The organism is Enterobacter cloacae complex sp. 277I4, assembly GCF_050031465.1.
In the GTDB taxonomy this organism is placed as follows: Bacteria; Pseudomonadota; Gammaproteobacteria; order Enterobacterales; family Enterobacteriaceae; genus Enterobacter; species Enterobacter cloacae.
In genome coordinates, this window is record NZ_JBLGWC010000001.1 from 1,236,307 (window position 1) to 1,252,282 (window position 15,976).

Consider the following 15,976-nt stretch of genomic DNA (forward strand, 5'->3'; position numbering starts at 1 on the left):
GTTACGCGTCCTCTACGTCGTGATACTCCTCGCATGCCTGCAAGGTATTCTGAATCAGGGTTGCTACGGTCATCGGGCCTACGCCGCCCGGTACCGGGGTGATGTAAGAGGCACGCGCTGCGGCATCTTCATAAACCACGTCGCCAACCACTTTGCCGTTTTCCAGACGGTTAATCCCGACGTCCACGACAATCGCCCCTTCCTTAATCCATTCCCCGGGAATGAAGCCCGGCTTACCGACCGCGACGATCAGCAGATCGGCATTCTCGACGTGATGACGCAGGTTTTTGGTGAAGCGGTGGGTCACGGTGGTGGTGCAACCGGCCAGCAGCAGCTCCATGCTCATCGGACGGCCCACGATGTTAGAGGCGCCAATCACTACGGCGTTCAGACCGTAGGTGTCGATGTTATAACGCTCCAGCAGCGTCACGATGCCGCGCGGGGTGCAGGGACGCAGGCGAGGCGCGCGCTGGCACAGACGGCCAACGTTATACGGGTGGAAACCGTCCACATCTTTATCCGGCGCGATACGCTCCAGTACCTTCACGTTGTCGATGCCTGCCGGCAGCGGCAGCTGGACCAGAATACCGTCGATCTCTTTATCGGCATTCAGGGTGTCAATAAGTTCCAGCAGTTCTGCTTCGGTGGTGGTTTCTGGCAAATCGTAAGAGCGGGAGACGAACCCCACCTCTTCACACGCTTTGCGTTTGCTGCCGACATAAATCTGCGATGCCGGGTTGCTACCAACCAGCACAACGGCAAGCCCTGGTGCGCGAAAACCAGCCGCTTTACGCGCCTTCACTTTTTCCGCGACCTCAGAGCGCACCTGCTGCGCAATCGTTTTACCGTCAATAATCTTTGCTGCCATCAGAGAGAAGATTCCGTCTGTAACGTTTGAAAGGGGGGATGGCCTGTATTTTGTCAGAAGCGAGCGCCGCTGTCAGTCACCCTTTGCGAGTTTTCCTCCGGCGGACGTAAAGACCCTTCTCGGGTGATGGTCAATTTCTTAGGCGGGATTAGGATGTGACCTGGTAAAATGGCAGCGTTTTGACATATTTAAAAATAGTTTCCTGAGCTACTTTGTCTCCTCCGAAATAAGCTTTCAATTTTTCGATTGAACGTATTTCTTATTCCCGATAATTCGCGGGAAGGGTTATTTACATTTTAAAGGAATAGACATGAAACTCAGCAACATTGCTTCTACTGTTATTGCTTCACTGGCCCTGGTCGCGGGTGCCGCTCACGCTGCCGATCCGGTTACGCCAGTTTCCGTAAATGGCGGTACCGTGCATTTTAAAGGTGAACTGGTTAATGCTGCATGTTCAGTAAATACCGATTCTTCCGAGCAGACCGTTAATCTCGGTCAGTACCGTACCGCGAAATTCACCAAAGTGGGTGATACCACCACCAACATTCCATTCACCATCGAACTGAACGATTGCGATCCGCTGGTGGCGAAAACGGCTGCTGTGGCGTTCACCGGTCAGATCGACGCAACTGACAAAACCCTGCTGGCAGTGACTTCCGGTAGCAACGACAACACCGCGAAAGGTGTTGGTATCGAGATCCTCGACAGCAAATCCAGCGTTCTGACGCCAGACGGTGCCACCTTCTCTGCTGCGCAGAACCTGATCCAGGGCACCAACACCCTGAACTTCAGCGCGCGTTATAAAGCCACTGCTGCGACCACTGAACCAGGCCAGGCAAATGCTGACGCCACTTTCGTTATGAAATACGAATAATTCCTCCGTACAGGGATGTTTTGGCCTCAGGGATGAGGCCCGTCATACGCTCAGGCCAGGAACGAAGGATGACAAGGACAGGAACACTACTGCTGTTAACCCTTGCGATGGCTTCCCAGGCATTCGCCCATACGGTGGTGATTGACGGCGGCAAAGTACACCTCCGGGGTGAACTGGTGAACGGTGGCTGCGCCGTGGCGCCAGACAGCCAGAATATGCGCATCGATATGGGACAATACCGGACCAACTCGTTTTCCGGGGTGGGCAGTTTTTCCACCGTAAATGTGCCTTTTACCGTGCGGCTGCTGGATTGCAGCGTGGATGTCTCACGCACCGTCGGGATCCAGTTCCAGGGCATCACGCCCGCGGAAGACCCGCAGGTTTTTCTGGCAACATCGCGCCCTGGTGAAACACCCATCAGCAGCGGGGTGGGGCTGGCTCTCTTTGACGAACAGCAGCGTCAGATAATCCCCAACGCCACGGCGGTCAGCTGGCTGCCCATTGATACCCGCGAGCTTGCGTTTCATTTTAGCGCCCGATATCGGGCTATTTCCGAACACCTTGTGCCAGGCAATATTCAGTCGGATGTCTGGTTTACGTTGATTTATCCATAACACCTGCGAACACATTATTAAAGGTACGGTTTTGATGAATACCCTAATTAAACCAGGACTGATTTTATCGTTTATTTTAATGATGGTTTCTGCAAGCGCGAATGCGTCCGGCGGTATTGCACTTGGAGCCACGCGCGTTATTTATCCGGCAGATGCTAAACAAACTTCACTGGCGATCACCAACAGTAACAAGCAAGAACGCTATTTAATTAACGCGTGGATCGAAAACGCAAACGGGCAAAAAGAAAAAACCTTTGCCGTCACGCCACCGCTGTTTGTCAGCGAGCCGGACAGCGAAAACACGCTGCGCATTATTTACGCCGGGCCTGCGTTGCCTGCCGATCGTGAATCGCTGTTTTACATGAACGTGAAAGCGATCCCGTCAGTGAACAAAGCCAAAACCGAAAATAACAACGTGCTGCAACTGGCCATCCTGTCGCGTATCAAGCTGTTTGTGCGCCCGAATAACCTGGCAATGCAGCCGGAAGAGGCGCTCTCTCAGCTGCGCTTTGAGCGCGTTGGCTCGCATCTGAAGATCAGCAACGCCTCACCGTATTACATCACGCTGGTCAATCTGAAGCTGGGCGGACAGACGCTGGATAACATCATGATTGCGCCAAAAAATTCGGCACAGCAGGCGCTGCCGGCTGGTGCGGGCGGTACGCTCTCCTGGCAGAGCGTCAATGACTACGGTGCCATTACTCCGGCGCGTAGCGTCAACCTGTGAGCAGAGTCAGGGCGATGAATAATCATCAATGGCGTTACTGCCCGGTTGCACTGGCGCTGATGGCAACGCTCTGGCCGCAGTCGGGCTGGAGCGAAAGCTACTTTAACCCGGCCTTTTTGTCCGACGATACCGCCAGCGTGGCGGATTTATCGCGTTTTGAACAAGGTCACCAGCAGGCACCCGGCGTGTATCGCGTGGATATCTGGCGTAACGATGAGTTTATCGCGACCCAGGACGTGCGCTTTGAGCAGGCCGACGATACGCCACCGGTGGCGGGCGGACTGGCGCCGTGCATCACACGTAAAATGCTGGAACGGTTTGGCGTTAACCTCGCCGCGTTTCCCGAGCTGGTAAAGGAGCAGGACGACACCTGTGTCCCGCTGGCGACAGCGATCCCCGGCAGTCTGGTCGCATTTAACTTCGCCTCGCAGCGTCTGAATATCAGCCTGCCGCAGGTGGCGATGCAGAACAGCGCCCGTGGCTATATCCCGCCTGAACAGTGGGATGAAGGGATCCCCGCCGCGCTGTTGAACTACAGCTTTACCGGCAACCGGGGAAGCGAGGATGACAGCTACTATCTGAACCTGCAGAGCGGGCTGAACTATGGCGCCTGGCGTTTACGCAATAACGGCGCCTGGCGTTATACGCAAAACAACGGCCAGCGGCACAGTAACTGGCAGAACATTGGCACCTGGGCGCAGCGCACCGTCATTCCGCTCAAAAGCGAACTGGTGCTGGGCGACAGCAATACCGGCAATGATGTCTTTGACAGCGTCGGTTTCCGCGGGGGGCGGCTTTTCTCGTCCGACAGCATGTACCCGGACAGCCTGCAGGGCTATGCGCCAACCGTGCGCGGTATCGCCCGTACCCCGGCCAAAGTGGTTGTTCGCCAGAACGGCTATGTTATCTACCAGAGCTATGTCCAGCCTGGCGCGTTTGCCATTACCGATCTGAACCCTACCTCTTCAAGCGGCGATCTGGAAGTGACCGTAGAAGAGAAGGACGGCAGTCAGCAACGCTATACCGTGCCGTACTCCACCGTGCCGCTGTTGCAGCGTGAAGGTCGCTGGAAGTATGACCTCGTGGCCGGGGATTACCGCAGCGGTAACAGCGATCAGGACACGCCGTTCTTCACCCAGGGCACGCTGATTACCGGTCTGGCCAATGGTTACACGCTCTACGGCGGTACGCAGCTGGCGTCGCGCTATACCGCGGTGGCCATTGGCGCCGGGAAAAACCTCGGTGACTGGGGGGCTGTGTCGGTCGATATCACCCATGCCCGCAGCCAGCTGGCGGACGACAGCCGCCATGAGGGCCAGTCCCTGCGTTTCCTGTATGCAAAATCACTCAACGGATTCGGCACTAACTTCCAGCTGCTGGGCTATCGCTACTCCACGAAAGGGTTTTACACCCTGGATGATGTGGCCTGGCGTTCGATGGAAGGCTATCAATATGCCGACAGCAAGGATGATGACGGCGTGCCGGACGTGCAGAGCTATCACAACCTGACGTGGAACAAAAAAGGGCGCTTCCAGCTCAACATCTCTCAGTCGCTGGGTGATTACGGCTCAGTCTATGTCTCCGGCAGCGAGCAGACCTACTGGGGCACCAGCCAGTCGAACCTCTGGTATCAGCTCGGCTATGCCGGAGGTGTAAAAGGGATCAACTACTCCCTGTCATGGTCGTGGAACAAGTCCGTCGGGATAGAGGGCACGGACCGGATCGCGTCCTTTAACGTCTCGGTGCCGTTCAGCCTCTTTACCCGTCAGGGGTATCGCCGGGACAGCGCCATCGATCGCGCTTACGCCACGGCCTCAGCCAGCCGCAACAGCGACGGTGATACCAGCTGGCAAACCGGGGTCAGCGGCACCCTGCTGGAAGATCGCAACCTGAACTACAGCGTTACGCAGGGGCACACCAGCACCAACGGCTCAAGCGGTAGCGCCAGCGCAAACTGGCAGGCGACCTACGGCACGCTGGGGGTGGGCTACAACTACGCGCGCGATCAGCATGATCTCAACTGGCAGCTCTCCGGTGGGGTGGTGGGCCATGCCGACGGCGTCACCTTCAGCCAGCCGCTGGGCGACACTAACGTCCTGATCAAAGCGCCGGGAGCCTCGGGCGTCAGCGTGGAAAACCAGACCGGGGTGAAAACCGACTGGCGAGGCTACGCGGTCATGCCGTATGCCACCGTCTACCGCTATAACCGCGTGGCGCTGGATACCAACTCCATGAGTAACAACACCGACATCGAAAATAACGTCAGCAGCGTAGTACCGACCAAAGGTGCGCTGGTGCGCGCCAGCTTCGATACCCGTATCGGCGTACGTGCCCTGCTGACCGTGACCCGCGGCAACCAGCCTGTGCCGTTTGGTGCCGTGGTCCGTGAAACCCAGAGCGGGGTCACCAGTATGGTGGGCGATGACGGGCAGATTTACCTGAGCGGGCTGCCGCTGGAAGGGGAGTTGCTTATTCAGTGGGGCAATGGGATGCAGTCCCAGTGTCGTGCGCACTATCGTTTATCGCCTGAAAGCCAAAACCAGGCCATTACCATGGCGGGGGCAAGCTGTGACCGTTAACAGGAACCCAAAGATGCGCAGTTTACGCAATGTGTTTAGCTTAGCGCTGCTCTGCAGCACGATGCCCGCGTGGGCGACGGTTTGCCAGAACGCCACGGGTGTGCCGAAGGATATCTCATACGATCTTTCAAACGTCTTTAACAGCTCCAATAACAAACCGGGGCAGATTGTGACCCTTGCGCAAAAATCCGGGCTGGTGGGCGTGAACGCCATTTGCCCTAAAGGAACAACCGGAAAGTCCACGATGCGTAGTTATGTCACCAGCCTGCCGATAACGACGGTGATTGATGGCTATAAGTATGTGAAGCTGAATGACTACCTTGATGGCGCAATGCAGATCCACGATGATTACGCGGGCACCTTCTATCCACCGTCAGACTACATTCAGATGGGGCAGCACCCTAACGTTCCGAACAACAAAGCGTTTCCTGTCACCGATTCGAAGCTGGTCTTTCGTCTGCGGGTCACACGGCGGTTTATCAACATGGTGGTGATCCCCCAGCAGACCATGTTCACCGTCTATGTCACCACCACGTCATCCGATCCGCTGAATACGCCGGTCTATACCATCAGCTACAGCGGCACCATTCAGGTACCACAAAGCTGTGCGATTAACGCCGGGCAGGTGGTGGAGTTTGATTTTGGTGATATTGGCGCGTCGTTGTTCAGCCAGGCGGGGGCCGGCAATCGTCCTCAGAACGTCTCACCACAAAGCAAAACCATTGCCATTAAGTGCACCAATGTGGAGGCCAATGCGTATCTGACGATGCGCATCGAGGCGGAAAAAATCTCGGGCAATGCGCTGGTTTCCGATAACCCGGATTTAGGGTTTGTCGTGGCGAACGATAGCGGTACGCCTCTGACGCCTAACAACCTGAACAGTAAAATTCCGTTCCGTCTGGATGACAGCGCGCAGGCGCAGGTGGGGATCCGGGTCTGGCCGGTGAGCATTACGGGGAATAAGCCAGCAGAAGGCCGGTTCACCTCTCGCGGCTATCTGCGCGTGGATTACGATTAAGGGGAAGAGATGGGGAACTGGAAATGGCCTTTCGCTGCGCTGGCCCTGACGATGTGTCAGGCAAACGCGTGGTCAGCCACAGCGCTGGGCGAGATCAATATTCAGATGTACGGCAATATCGTTGATTTTACCTGCGTGGCAGAGGGCAGCGACAGCGACAAGACCGTCACGCTGGGCACCTGGCCGACGAAGCAGCTCAGCACCACGGGGAGCCGCACGCAGCCCATGCCCTTCACGCTGAAGCTGACAGGCTGTCCGCCAGGCTCGGCATCAATTACGTTTTCCGGGAAAACTGACGGGAGTGACAGCGGATTGCTGGCGTTGAATGACGCCAGTACGGCGAATAACGTCGCGGTGGAGATCAGGGATGCGGATAAAACACGTCTTGCGTTACAGCAGGCCAGCCAGCCGGTAGCGGTAGATGCGCAGGGTAATGCCGTGTTGTCATTTTATGCTAATTATATTGCCACAGCGGATAACCCCCGACCCGGACGCGCCGATGCGGATGCCACATTTATGATTAATTATAATTAGCGCTGACCGCACTCCCTGCAACTCAGATAAACTGCAGGGAGTGAATTCAGGTTATAGCAGCTCGTGTGCCTTGGCGTAATCAATTAATTCCACAATGCTTTGCACACCGAGCTTGGAATAAATATTGGATTTGTGCGCGCTAATGGTTTTGTTGCTTAATAGCAGCTGTTCGGCAATTTCCTTATTCGATAAGCCATTCGCCAGATACCGCAGTACGGTGACCTCACGGTTCGATAATGGCATATCGGATGCCATCCCTTTCCCTGAGCCCAGGTGATTAATAAAGTTCAACGTTTCCGACGGGAAAAAAGAATAGCCCATCAGAATCATTTCCACGGCGTTGTAGATCTCACCTAAATCTTTTCGTTTACTGACAAACCCATTTGCCCCGGCGCGGATGGCACGGCCTGCGTAAAAGGACTCCGATTTGGAAGAGAGGAACAGGACCTTTATGTCTTTGTTTAAGTTTCTGATTCTTTTCAATAAAGCGAAGCCATCGGTGCCCGTAAGTTCAATGTCCAGGATCACCAGATCGATGGCGTGATTGCGGATACAGTCGAGAACTTCATGGCTGTCGCCAGACTTCAGTTTGACTGTGATATTTTTATTTTTCTGTAGCAGGACTTCTATCGACATTCTGACGATAGGATGTTCGTCCATAATGATAACGGATGCCGGTTTCATTTTTTATGCCTCAGATTGTTAAAAGCGTTATGCTGAGTTTGGTTCAAACTCTCGAAATGCCGGAAGGATAAATTTGCAGATCCTTATAGGGTGGTATTTCCCTGGAAAGAGCGAAAGCATCCTTGTTAACGTAGTGGTAATGTCATTGCCTCAGCGCGGTCATCTCATTTGGCTGGTGGCGGCAAAAAGGTTTTTCTTATTCATAATTGGTACGCGTCTTATTATACCGTGTAAGTTTTCTCCGAAAAGCCTGCAGATTAATTCATGATTATTGATTTGTATTATCTTCTGGATCTGAATGGCTATTTTTTTAAATTTAGCGGAAATGTCCTGTTATTCCATTTACCGCATCTTTTCATCTTTATGTAATAACAAAAAATAACAGATACCACTATATGTTGCAAAGTTGTTAATGAAATGGCGGGGCAGTAAAACGTCTCACCTGCTGCTGAAGTGGCGTGAATTTGCACAGATAGCGCGTCTCATCCTCATCCCGATACCTCTCCCCGATATCAGAAAAATACTATGCCGGAAGAGCAAAATCTTCTGCGGCCTTCGCTTTAAGCGCCAGGGGCGTACAACCAAATTGCTTGTTTTTACATCATTATCATCCTGTTAACGGAACCATCAATCCCTTAACGCATGGATGAAAGTGCTGCGCTTTACTTATTCTTTAATATTTCACGTGGTTCAGAGTCAGAAATTAGGAATAGTTGTAATTTCGAGATTTATGTTAACAGTTAACATAAAATTAACATTTTCAGTAAGTAACTTCCTAAAGATCTTTAGGAAATAAGGGGTTAGGTTAAGAGTAAAACGGGCAGTCGGAGAGATTATTGAGAAGATGCAGCAGTTCCTGGCGATGGCTAAGCCCGAGCTTCACCAGAATGCAGCTCAGGCGATAGATAATGCGACTGTAGGGGCGATTCTGCAGCAGGGCGATCTGACGTAGTGACTTCCCCCGCGACAGCTCCTGTAAAATGGGCCACTCGCCGCGAGAGAACCACTCTTTACTGGAGCCCTGTGGAGGGCTAATGTCCATCAGGCTGTGCTGGAGTGCCGCCGCCGTTGACTGGCGTTCAAGGACATGAAACGGCCCCGCCGCTTTACAGAACAGACGGGTGTCGTAATTATCCGCCCTGACCAACAGATACGGCGTGAGAAAGGGCGGATACAGGCTGTGTCTTCTCAGCTGATCCAGCTTTTCCATAAGCGCCGTGGTACGGCTTTCAATATCTACCACCAGACGGGCTGCAGGCCACTGATTCAGCGCCTGAAAAGCTTCGTCCAGCGTCGGGTAGTCGCTACAGCTGCTCAGGGGAAACTGGCCGTTCAGAAAACCGGTGCGCAGGAAATGATCTTCCGTAACCAGAATAATAAAGGGCGCGTCTGTTTTGCGATGTTGGTGGATGGACTGGCTCAAAAATTCGAGCCGGTCGAAAAAGGGGGGAGCAAAAGGCGAGTGCGTAAATCCCAGTGCATCACTTCCTGTACGCCGCCGCCGGTAACGGCGCACTGTCATTCGCATGGCTTCCCTCCTGGAAATGGCTTTTTATTCCTCCGGCCATGTCCAGGACGGCCAGTAGTACCCCTGGCCGAGTCCTGCTCCTGCCTGTCGTGCCCGGCTATGATCCTTTTCAGTCTCAATACCTTCAATAAGCACGTTGTCGGCAAGCTGAAAGCAACGTGTCACCAGTTGCCCGAGCGCAGGGGTGGCGCGTAAACGCCAGAATGCTTCCTTGTCGATTTTTATGCCGGTTAACGGCAGCCGGCAGGACAAAAACGGTTGGACGATCGCTTCATCAATATCATCCAGCCAGATACCGTGGCCTTGTCTTCTGAGCTGCAGCAGGCGCTGGTGAACGTCCTGCCGTTTTGTGTCAGACAGCGCCAGAAAGCGTGCCGGGTCGACAATTTCTATATTCAGCGGTGCGGCAGGCAGCCGGAGAAGCCGCAGAAAGGTGTCCGGCTGCGTTAATACGGTTATCGGCAGATTGACGTAAAGATTATGACAGTGCGGGGTATTTTTTAGCGCGACAAGTTGCGCTTCAAGCAGCGTAAGTGACCACTCCGCAGACCGATCGTTGAAAAATGCTTCGCTTTGCTCTCTTGCTGACAGAACGCTCAGCACTTCCACCCCAACCTGGCGCTGCGAGGAGAGGGCGATGATAGGCTCAAGTTTGATGCCCGCGATACCGTGAGAGAGGTGCTGTAAGCTGGGGGACGTATCGATCAGGTTTTGCGCTGTCACTCCATTGTCCTGTTGTCTGTCAGCCTCCAGGCGGCCGGGATACCTCACACTAGTGTGACGGGCTGACGCTCAGGAAAACAGCAGGCGTTACTTAAATGCAGCTAAGCCTTTTCGCAGCGCTAAATTCTACGAAAGAAAGGCCGGGAATGTTGAAAAAACAGCCATATTTACAATCAGCTAGCCCTAATCGGAGGTGAAAACGGAAAAGGCATTGACTCACCTGCCATTGACCGTATAATTCTTCGCGTTTCACCACCGCGAAGTTCACTCTTCTCAGTGCGCCCTTAGCTCAGTTGGATAGAGCAACGGCCTTCTAAGCCGTAGGTCGTAGGTTCGAATCCTACAGGGCGTGCCATTTAGAAACAGGCACTTACGCCAGTTTCAAACCAGCCTGATTTTCTCCTTGTGTCGTATTTGTGTCATGGTTGCCAAAAATGGCATCTATTTTCCGTGCGTGTTCGCTTAAATGGTTCGGTGCCAGGTGAGCATAACGACGGACCATTTCTATCGACTCCCAGCCTCCCATTTCCTGCAACACGGAAAGCGGCACACCTGACTGAATTAGCCAACTCGCCCAGGTATGTCGGAGGTCGTGAAAACGGAAGTCCTCTATACCCGCTTTTGCCAGGCCAATGCGCCAGGCGCTGTTATCATCCACGCGCATTTTCCGGACCGCTGGAGTGACGGTTTTATCCGGGCGCGTCGATGGTTTCGTGTGAACGAATACCCACCTGGAACTTTTCCCGATCTGATCCCTTAACACCCTGCATGCGGTATCATTCAGAGCCACGCCGATAGCCTTGCCCGCCTTCGCGTTCTCCGGATTTACCCATGCAACCTTTCTCTGCATATCGACCTGCTGCCACTCCAGATCAATGATGTTGGAGCGGCGCAGGCCGGTTGCCAGCGCAAATATCACCACCGGCTTTATCGACTCCGGCATGCAGGCGATAAGCCGTTCTGCCTCTTCCCTGGTCAGCCAGCGGATGCGTTTGCTGATCGGCTTTTTGGTTTTTATAACCGGGGCCGTTTTAATCCAACCCCAGTCATTAGCCGCAGCCTTGAACAGAGATCGCATGAAAGAAAGGTGCTGACTCTTTGTGGCCTGGCTTACCGGTTTCTCAACATACGGAGGCGGCTCCTTTCCCCGCCGGATTGCCGCGTCCCTGCGTGACTCCCAGATCTGAATATGCTTACGGTTGACCATCTTAGAAACAGCCTCGTTAACCTGCTCGGCTGTGATGGTCGAAATATCCCGCCCGGAGAAATGCCGCAGGAAGTATTCTATTTTGGTCTTGTCGTCATCAAGTGACCGCTTATGCTCCTTCTCGCGGATCCACCTGATGCAACATTCCTCGAATGTCCTCGTCGGAAGCTCCCCAATTTTATCTACCCGCCACGCTTCAGCCTTCAGCTTGTCGTGCAGCTCCTGCGCTTGTTTCTTGTCCCCCGTACCAAGAGATCGTCTAATTCTTTTCCCTGACGGCGTAACGAAATGACAGTGCCAGACGCCGCCTCTGAGGGTGATTGACATAAAATTTCTCCTTTATGTTCACCCGCGCTCGCAGGAACAGGATCGCGCGGGTCATGTAAATACGCAATACAGGCGACGTCGGTCGTTCGGTATTTGTTCCCGATCTTCTTCCCGGCCAGCTGCCCCGAGTCGATAAGACGGTAGACAGTTCTCGGTGAGACTTTCAGGAGTTTCGCTGCCTTTTGCGCAGTGAGTGGCTCTGCTGTAACCATCTCCCCTCCTATGACATCGTTTTATAAAACTGCGGGCCGTCTGGCGTGGCCGCGCGTAATTCTTTTTCCGGATGCACTGAATAATTCCCGTCATCCCAACGCACCCAGGCTTTCGGATGAGCGCCTTCCGGCTCCAGTTGGCTATCCACCACGCCATGTATACCGCCGGTCCTCTTCTGGACTAATGCGCCCACATTAAAAGCAGCCATTGCACACCTTCCGGTTCGTGAAGAAATGAGATGAGAGCGCCCAGCGCCATAAGTGAGGCTATGAGCCAGATAACGGGATTACCTTGCATCTCTGACCTCTTTGTAAATGTCGTGAGTTTCGATGCAGGATTTGAAGGCCAGTGCGCCAGATAGGAAGTGATACCAACTGCCATCTGCATATAGCATCAGATATGCAGCGCAGGATGCAGTAATGCCAGGGCGGAGAGTCAGCATAATTAGAAAGCCAATCCACTTCGGAAGAGTTATTTGCATGGTGAACTCCCAAAAAGAACCCCGGCGCGGGGCAGGGCAAAAGGGATGACGTGGCAGTGCTTTCGCACCCAATAGCCAGCTCATAACTGGCTATCAGTTGCGTCAATGCATAAGGCCAAGGTCATAGTTGAGGTGCTCCAAGCATTCCCTGTCTTGCTCGAAGCAGTAATCCCACAACTCCTGATCGTGCCATTCCCGAACCAGTTGCCACTTCCAGCCGCCGTCATGCTTCACTCGGCGGACCTTTCTCTTAACGATGGCGTCCTGGTCGAAAATCACTCCCCAACCTGAACCAATGCCATTGCGTAGCACATCCAGATCAACCTCGATAACACGGAACAGCTTCGGTAGCTTCGGTAACTCTTCAATGCGCATAATTCCTCCTTATGCCGCCCGCTGGGCGCGCAGCTTCTTCAGGTGTTCTGCTGTTTCGATTTCTTCGGCGATCCGCTCGGCCTGTGCTTTGGTCAGCGGCTCGAAATCCTGGTTAAATCGGCCCATGCTGGCGATGCAGGTGCGACCGTTGCGGATGTAGTGGATGACTTCGTGGGTAGCGCGGAGGATTTTGCAGGGCGCGCCGTGGGGATCGGCGTACCAGGTATTAGGCTGGAGTATCCTGAACATTGGGCACCACCTTAAATTCGATTACCCAGACCCATGGGTTGGCCTTCCAACTCTCCTCGCCGTAGATTGATTCCCACAGCTGAGCAAAGTTGTCATATGGAGTCCAGACTTCACCGCCGCTATCCGGGTCAGAGTATGTTGGTCGCCATCCGGTAATCTCCATTCCTTCCGCCTGCGCATCTTCCTGGCTAATGCTATTCAACCTTTCCACTCGGACGCCGGTGATCTCCAGCATGAGACGACAGGCTGCGCGAGGCATGTGGATAGATGGCTTCCAGCACGAACAGCCATCTTCATATCCATCGTCATCACCCCAAGTAAACTCTCCATCTGCTGCGTAAATAGCGTGACCAGAGTAGTAACCATTACCAAACGGCATTTCGTGAATGGCTGTGGCAGGACGGTCAGGGTTCCATGGCTGAATGCGACCGTCCTCATCCAGTTCATGACTCACTACGCCCCACGTTTCCCGTACCCAGATGTGATCGCCAACCAGACCGAATGGACAATTACTGGCAAGGCTGTGTCCTGGAATTGCAGGAACAGATTTCATGCTCCGGACCCATCCAGCACCGTATACCTCATAAAAACTACAATTGAGGACAGGCTGCACCTTCATGATCCTGCGCGTCTGCGTCTTCCGGCCGTCGAGGATGGCGCGCACCATCTCGCCGTTGAAAATCATTCCGCGCTCTTTCACTGGATCCCCCTCTGCTTATTCCTTAACTCGATAACACCCTGGCACTCCGCGCACGTCTGGCAGCCGGGAACAGCAGCGCGCCGCGGCTCAGGAATTGGTTCTTCGCATTCTTCACAACGCTCAGCTGATACGGCGTTGCGGTCGATGCGGTGAGCGGAAAGGGCAGCGTTACGCTGAAGCTCTTCAATCTCTGCTGCGGTATCTATGATATCGGCCATGGTCAATGCTCCCGGAACTGTCGGTTAATTCGGTTGAAGGTGAATGCCAGCAATAAAAAAGGCCGCGATAGCGACCTGGCGATTTGCGCCTTCATGCGGCACCACTTTCGCTTGCGTCAAGATCATCAAAAAGGCTCCAGTAACGAGACCAATCAGGCTGTTTGTAATCTTCGGTGTCTTCATCCCACTCGCCAAGGAATGGGTTTTCACATACCGAGGTGAGCCATAAACCAATAGCTGGGCACTCAGGTGAGCTTTCAAAAATTTCAGCAATGCGGGGCCAGTGGTTTACATACTTATCATCAGCCGGGAAGTCAGTTAGGTATTTTCGGATGCAATCTGCTGCCAACGCGTAATGTTCCTGCTTCACATACATGCGGTCGTATGTCATAGCGAGGACAGCGCGATGGTGATATGGAATATCAAGGCGGTTAGCCAAGGGCCAAAGGCTATCTATTTTCATCATGTACTGATGGGCCTGTAGACCAAGATATTTCATTGCCATGTCGTTCCAAATGACAGGGCCACTTCCCCAGCCATTGCGGAGCTCTTCATCTTCTTCAGACTTCTCGCCAGGCCAAACTTTTATAACTGTTGAATAACTCACGATTCCACTCCGAAGCGGCGATTAAGCCGACCTGTGTATACGACGAACTCCAGGAGGCTAACTCCCAGAGCTTCAATTTTCTTGTGATGCTTGTTGATGATGGGAGGCACCGTTTCGTTCCAGTTAGGCTTTGGCTTCTTGCGCATGGCCTGCTGGATTTCCTCGGTGCAGCGGCGGCAGGCTGCTCGGATGGCGTTTTCATTTGCTGGTGTCATGCGGCCTCCATTTTCACGACTTGGATGGCGCAGCCGGGCAGCAGTTCTACCGCGGCGGTGGCGCACTGATTTCCCCAGTGATCCCAGCCCGGTGCCGCGCTGCGGCTAAACAGCTCAATGCGCGGCACATCGCCGTAAAGCAGCTCAAGCCGGTGCCGAACTTCCCACGGTTTTTCGCTGTGCGCGCCGAGCGGGCTGTAGACCACCTGCTTAATCCCGGCATGCTTTCGCTCCAGCCCGGCGCCGCGGGTGGCAATCAACAGGTCTTCGGTGTTGGCCCGGGTGTGGTTTCCGCCGTTCATGCGCGTCTCGGCGTTAAGCAGATCGAGGAAGTCGTAAAAGTCGGTGACTTCACCCTCGGCCAGCGCCTTGTTGATGCGCAGTTCCGCGTTCTGATTCAGCTTCACCCAGGTAAAGCCCTTCATCGTGCGAACGGTGAAGCCCCAGGCCTCGGCCAGTTCGATAGCCTCCTGGTTATGCGTGCCGGTGTACCACATCGCCAGCACCGAGTTTTCGTCGGCAAGTTCCCACACTGGCAGGCGCTTGATGTCGATGAGCTTCATGGTGGAGTAGTGGCCGGCGGCGGCGCCGTTGCTGATGGTGTTGCCGTAAGACCAGGGTGGATCGGCATACAGAAGTGAGTATTTCGCTGTCATGCCGCCACCTGCCTTTCCCGATATTCCTCAGCGAGGCGCTGCGCCTTTAATGGATTACAGACAACTTCACCCCATGGCATTAGCCAGCCGTTACCAATGAAGGGAAGGCACAGTGTGCCAACCCTTATGTCGTCGTGAGCGTGAGTCATAGGATGGACTCCATTTCGTCGATATAGAGGCCCTGAGCAATCAGGCGGCGACGGCGTGCTGCACGTTCAATGCACTCCTGCCGCCTGCCTTCCTGCGACTGCTCTATGGCGCGCCGGGTGAACAGCCGCGATTTACCCTGCGGAGTTACGACCTTTGGTTTCGTTACCAGGTCGAATGTCCGGTCGCAGATGCCGTCATCGTTGATCCATTTTTCCGACTCAACGATCTGAGCTATCTGTCCGGAGCCGCGGGTGATGCCGTTGGCGACCCGGTTAAACTCAATCAGCGTTACGCCAAACTTCTCGGCGATTTCGCTGCCGGATACCGGGCGGCCGCGCGTCTGAATCATCCAGATAACGCGCTCCCGGAGGCCTGAGAATTGCCCGGTTCGCCCGGGTCTGCGGTAGAAGGGTGTGCGTTTCATGGCTC

The 15,976-nt window shown here is 54.2% G+C and carries 22 protein-coding genes and 1 tRNA gene; 7 read left to right on the forward strand and 16 right to left on the reverse strand.

The genetic code is table 11. The features are described from left to right. Position 1: 1 nt before the first annotated feature. Positions 2–868: a bifunctional methylenetetrahydrofolate dehydrogenase/methenyltetrahydrofolate cyclohydrolase FolD gene (folD, locus tag ACQG19_RS05785; RefSeq protein WP_013095929.1), complete on the reverse strand. Its 867-nt coding sequence runs from the start codon at positions 866–868 to the stop codon at positions 2–4. Between the two features lie 310 nt (positions 869–1,178). On the opposite strand from folD, the gene fimA reads away from it, so the two are divergent. From fimA to sfmF, 6 genes are all read left to right on the forward strand, one after another. Next, complete coding sequence (gene fimA, locus ACQG19_RS05790; protein ID WP_013095930.1) at positions 1,179–1,742, forward strand: type 1 fimbrial major subunit FimA; 564 nt, start codon at positions 1,179–1,181, stop codon at positions 1,740–1,742. Between the two features lie 68 nt (positions 1,743–1,810). Further along, positions 1,811–2,356 carry a type 1 fimbrial protein subunit FimI gene (fimI, locus tag ACQG19_RS05795; RefSeq protein ID WP_013095931.1) on the forward strand — a complete coding sequence of 182 codons (546 nt, stop codon included), beginning with the start codon at positions 1,811–1,813 and terminating at the stop codon, positions 2,354–2,356. 34 nt (positions 2,357–2,390) lie between these two features. Next, positions 2,391–3,083: a type 1 fimbria chaperone FimC gene (fimC, locus tag ACQG19_RS05800; RefSeq protein ID WP_013095932.1), complete on the forward strand. Its 693-nt coding sequence runs from the start codon at positions 2,391–2,393 to the stop codon at positions 3,081–3,083. Positions 3,084–3,097: 14 nt separating this feature from the next. Further along, positions 3,098–5,662: a fimbrial biogenesis usher protein gene (locus ACQG19_RS05805; protein WP_246931613.1), complete on the forward strand. Its 2,565-nt coding sequence runs from the start codon at positions 3,098–3,100 to the stop codon at positions 5,660–5,662. A 13-nt stretch (positions 5,663–5,675) separates the two neighbouring features. Beyond that, entirely contained in the window at positions 5,676–6,680 is a 1,005-nt protein-coding gene (gene fimH / locus ACQG19_RS05810) for a type 1 fimbria D-mannose specific adhesin FimH (RefSeq protein ID WP_020685033.1), read from the forward strand. Positions 6,681–6,689: 9 nt separating this feature from the next. Continuing rightward, positions 6,690–7,214 (forward strand): fimbria assembly protein, encoded by a 525-nt coding sequence (sfmF, locus tag ACQG19_RS05815; RefSeq protein WP_013095935.1) that lies wholly within the window; start codon positions 6,690–6,692, stop codon positions 7,212–7,214. A gap of 51 nt (positions 7,215–7,265) precedes the next feature. On the opposite strand, the gene fimZ is transcribed toward sfmF, so the two are convergent. The 3 genes from fimZ to ACQG19_RS05830 all read right to left on the reverse strand — a co-directional run bounded on the left by fimZ (position 7,266) and on the right by ACQG19_RS05830 (position 10,149). Continuing rightward, entirely contained in the window at positions 7,266–7,898 is a 633-nt protein-coding gene (fimZ, locus tag ACQG19_RS05820) for a fimbria biosynthesis transcriptional regulator FimZ (protein ID WP_013095936.1), read from the reverse strand. 805 nt (positions 7,899–8,703) lie between these two features. Then, positions 8,704–9,426 carry a helix-turn-helix transcriptional regulator gene (locus ACQG19_RS05825; protein WP_023622262.1) on the reverse strand — a complete coding sequence of 241 codons (723 nt, stop codon included), beginning with the start codon at positions 9,424–9,426 and terminating at the stop codon, positions 8,704–8,706. 24 nt (positions 9,427–9,450) lie between these two features. Further along, complete coding sequence (locus tag ACQG19_RS05830) at positions 9,451–10,149, reverse strand: EAL domain-containing protein (protein WP_246931612.1); 699 nt, start codon at positions 10,147–10,149, stop codon at positions 9,451–9,453. 278 nt (positions 10,150–10,427) lie between these two features. On the opposite strand from ACQG19_RS05830, the gene ACQG19_RS05835 reads away from it, so the two are divergent. Further along, positions 10,428–10,504 (forward strand) — tRNA-Arg (locus ACQG19_RS05835). A gap of 15 nt (positions 10,505–10,519) precedes the next feature. Here the strand turns inward: ACQG19_RS05835 and ACQG19_RS05840 are convergent. The 12 genes from ACQG19_RS05840 to ACQG19_RS05895 all read right to left on the reverse strand — a co-directional run bounded on the left by ACQG19_RS05840 (position 10,520) and on the right by ACQG19_RS05895 (position 15,971). Continuing rightward, entirely contained in the window at positions 10,520–11,677 is a 1,158-nt protein-coding gene (locus tag ACQG19_RS05840) for a tyrosine-type recombinase/integrase (RefSeq protein ID WP_223862054.1), read from the reverse strand. Next, positions 11,560–11,895 carry a helix-turn-helix domain-containing protein gene (locus tag ACQG19_RS05845; protein ID WP_072050907.1) on the reverse strand — a complete coding sequence of 112 codons (336 nt, stop codon included), beginning with the start codon at positions 11,893–11,895 and terminating at the stop codon, positions 11,560–11,562. Before ACQG19_RS05845 ends, ACQG19_RS05840 begins: the two co-directional genes overlap by 118 nt. 8 nt (positions 11,896–11,903) lie before the next feature. Continuing rightward, entirely contained in the window at positions 11,904–12,104 is a 201-nt protein-coding gene (locus tag ACQG19_RS05850) for a hypothetical protein (protein ID WP_032647492.1), read from the reverse strand. A 375-nt stretch (positions 12,105–12,479) separates the two neighbouring features. After that, positions 12,480–12,752, reverse strand: coding sequence for a hypothetical protein (locus tag ACQG19_RS05855; RefSeq protein ID WP_058687934.1), 273 nt, complete (start codon positions 12,750–12,752; stop codon positions 12,480–12,482). A gap of 9 nt (positions 12,753–12,761) precedes the next feature. Then, positions 12,762–13,001 carry a DUF4222 domain-containing protein gene (locus ACQG19_RS05860; RefSeq protein WP_426725829.1) on the reverse strand — a complete coding sequence of 80 codons (240 nt, stop codon included), beginning with the start codon at positions 12,999–13,001 and terminating at the stop codon, positions 12,762–12,764. After that, positions 12,979–13,701, reverse strand: coding sequence for a hypothetical protein (locus tag ACQG19_RS05865; protein ID WP_426725830.1), 723 nt, complete (start codon positions 13,699–13,701; stop codon positions 12,979–12,981). Before ACQG19_RS05865 ends, ACQG19_RS05860 begins: the two co-directional genes overlap by 23 nt. Then, positions 13,698–13,919 carry a TraR/DksA C4-type zinc finger protein gene (locus ACQG19_RS05870; protein ID WP_426725831.1) on the reverse strand — a complete coding sequence of 74 codons (222 nt, stop codon included), beginning with the start codon at positions 13,917–13,919 and terminating at the stop codon, positions 13,698–13,700. Before ACQG19_RS05870 ends, ACQG19_RS05865 begins: the two co-directional genes overlap by 4 nt. A 91-nt stretch (positions 13,920–14,010) precedes the next feature. Further along, positions 14,011–14,526: a hypothetical protein gene (locus tag ACQG19_RS05875; RefSeq protein WP_213808213.1), complete on the reverse strand. Its 516-nt coding sequence runs from the start codon at positions 14,524–14,526 to the stop codon at positions 14,011–14,013. Continuing rightward, a complete protein-coding gene (locus ACQG19_RS05880; protein WP_032621601.1) occupies positions 14,523–14,741 on the reverse strand; it encodes a hypothetical protein in 219 nt (72 codons plus the stop codon). The genes ACQG19_RS05875 and ACQG19_RS05880 overlap by 4 nt, the downstream gene beginning before the upstream one ends. After that, positions 14,738–15,397, reverse strand: a complete 660-nt coding sequence (locus ACQG19_RS05885) for an MT-A70 family methyltransferase (protein ID WP_058648105.1) — start codon at positions 15,395–15,397, stop codon at positions 14,738–14,740. Before ACQG19_RS05885 ends, ACQG19_RS05880 begins: the two co-directional genes overlap by 4 nt. Beyond that, the gene (locus tag ACQG19_RS05890) at positions 15,394–15,546 is read right to left on the reverse strand and encodes a DUF1317 family protein (RefSeq protein ID WP_126508927.1); all 153 of its coding nucleotides are present in this window, start codon (positions 15,544–15,546) and stop codon (positions 15,394–15,396) included. Before ACQG19_RS05890 ends, ACQG19_RS05885 begins: the two co-directional genes overlap by 4 nt. Further along, complete coding sequence (locus tag ACQG19_RS05895; RefSeq protein WP_426725832.1) at positions 15,543–15,971, reverse strand: regulator; 429 nt, start codon at positions 15,969–15,971, stop codon at positions 15,543–15,545. The genes ACQG19_RS05890 and ACQG19_RS05895 overlap by 4 nt, the downstream gene beginning before the upstream one ends. Positions 15,972–15,976: the final 5 nt, after the last annotated feature.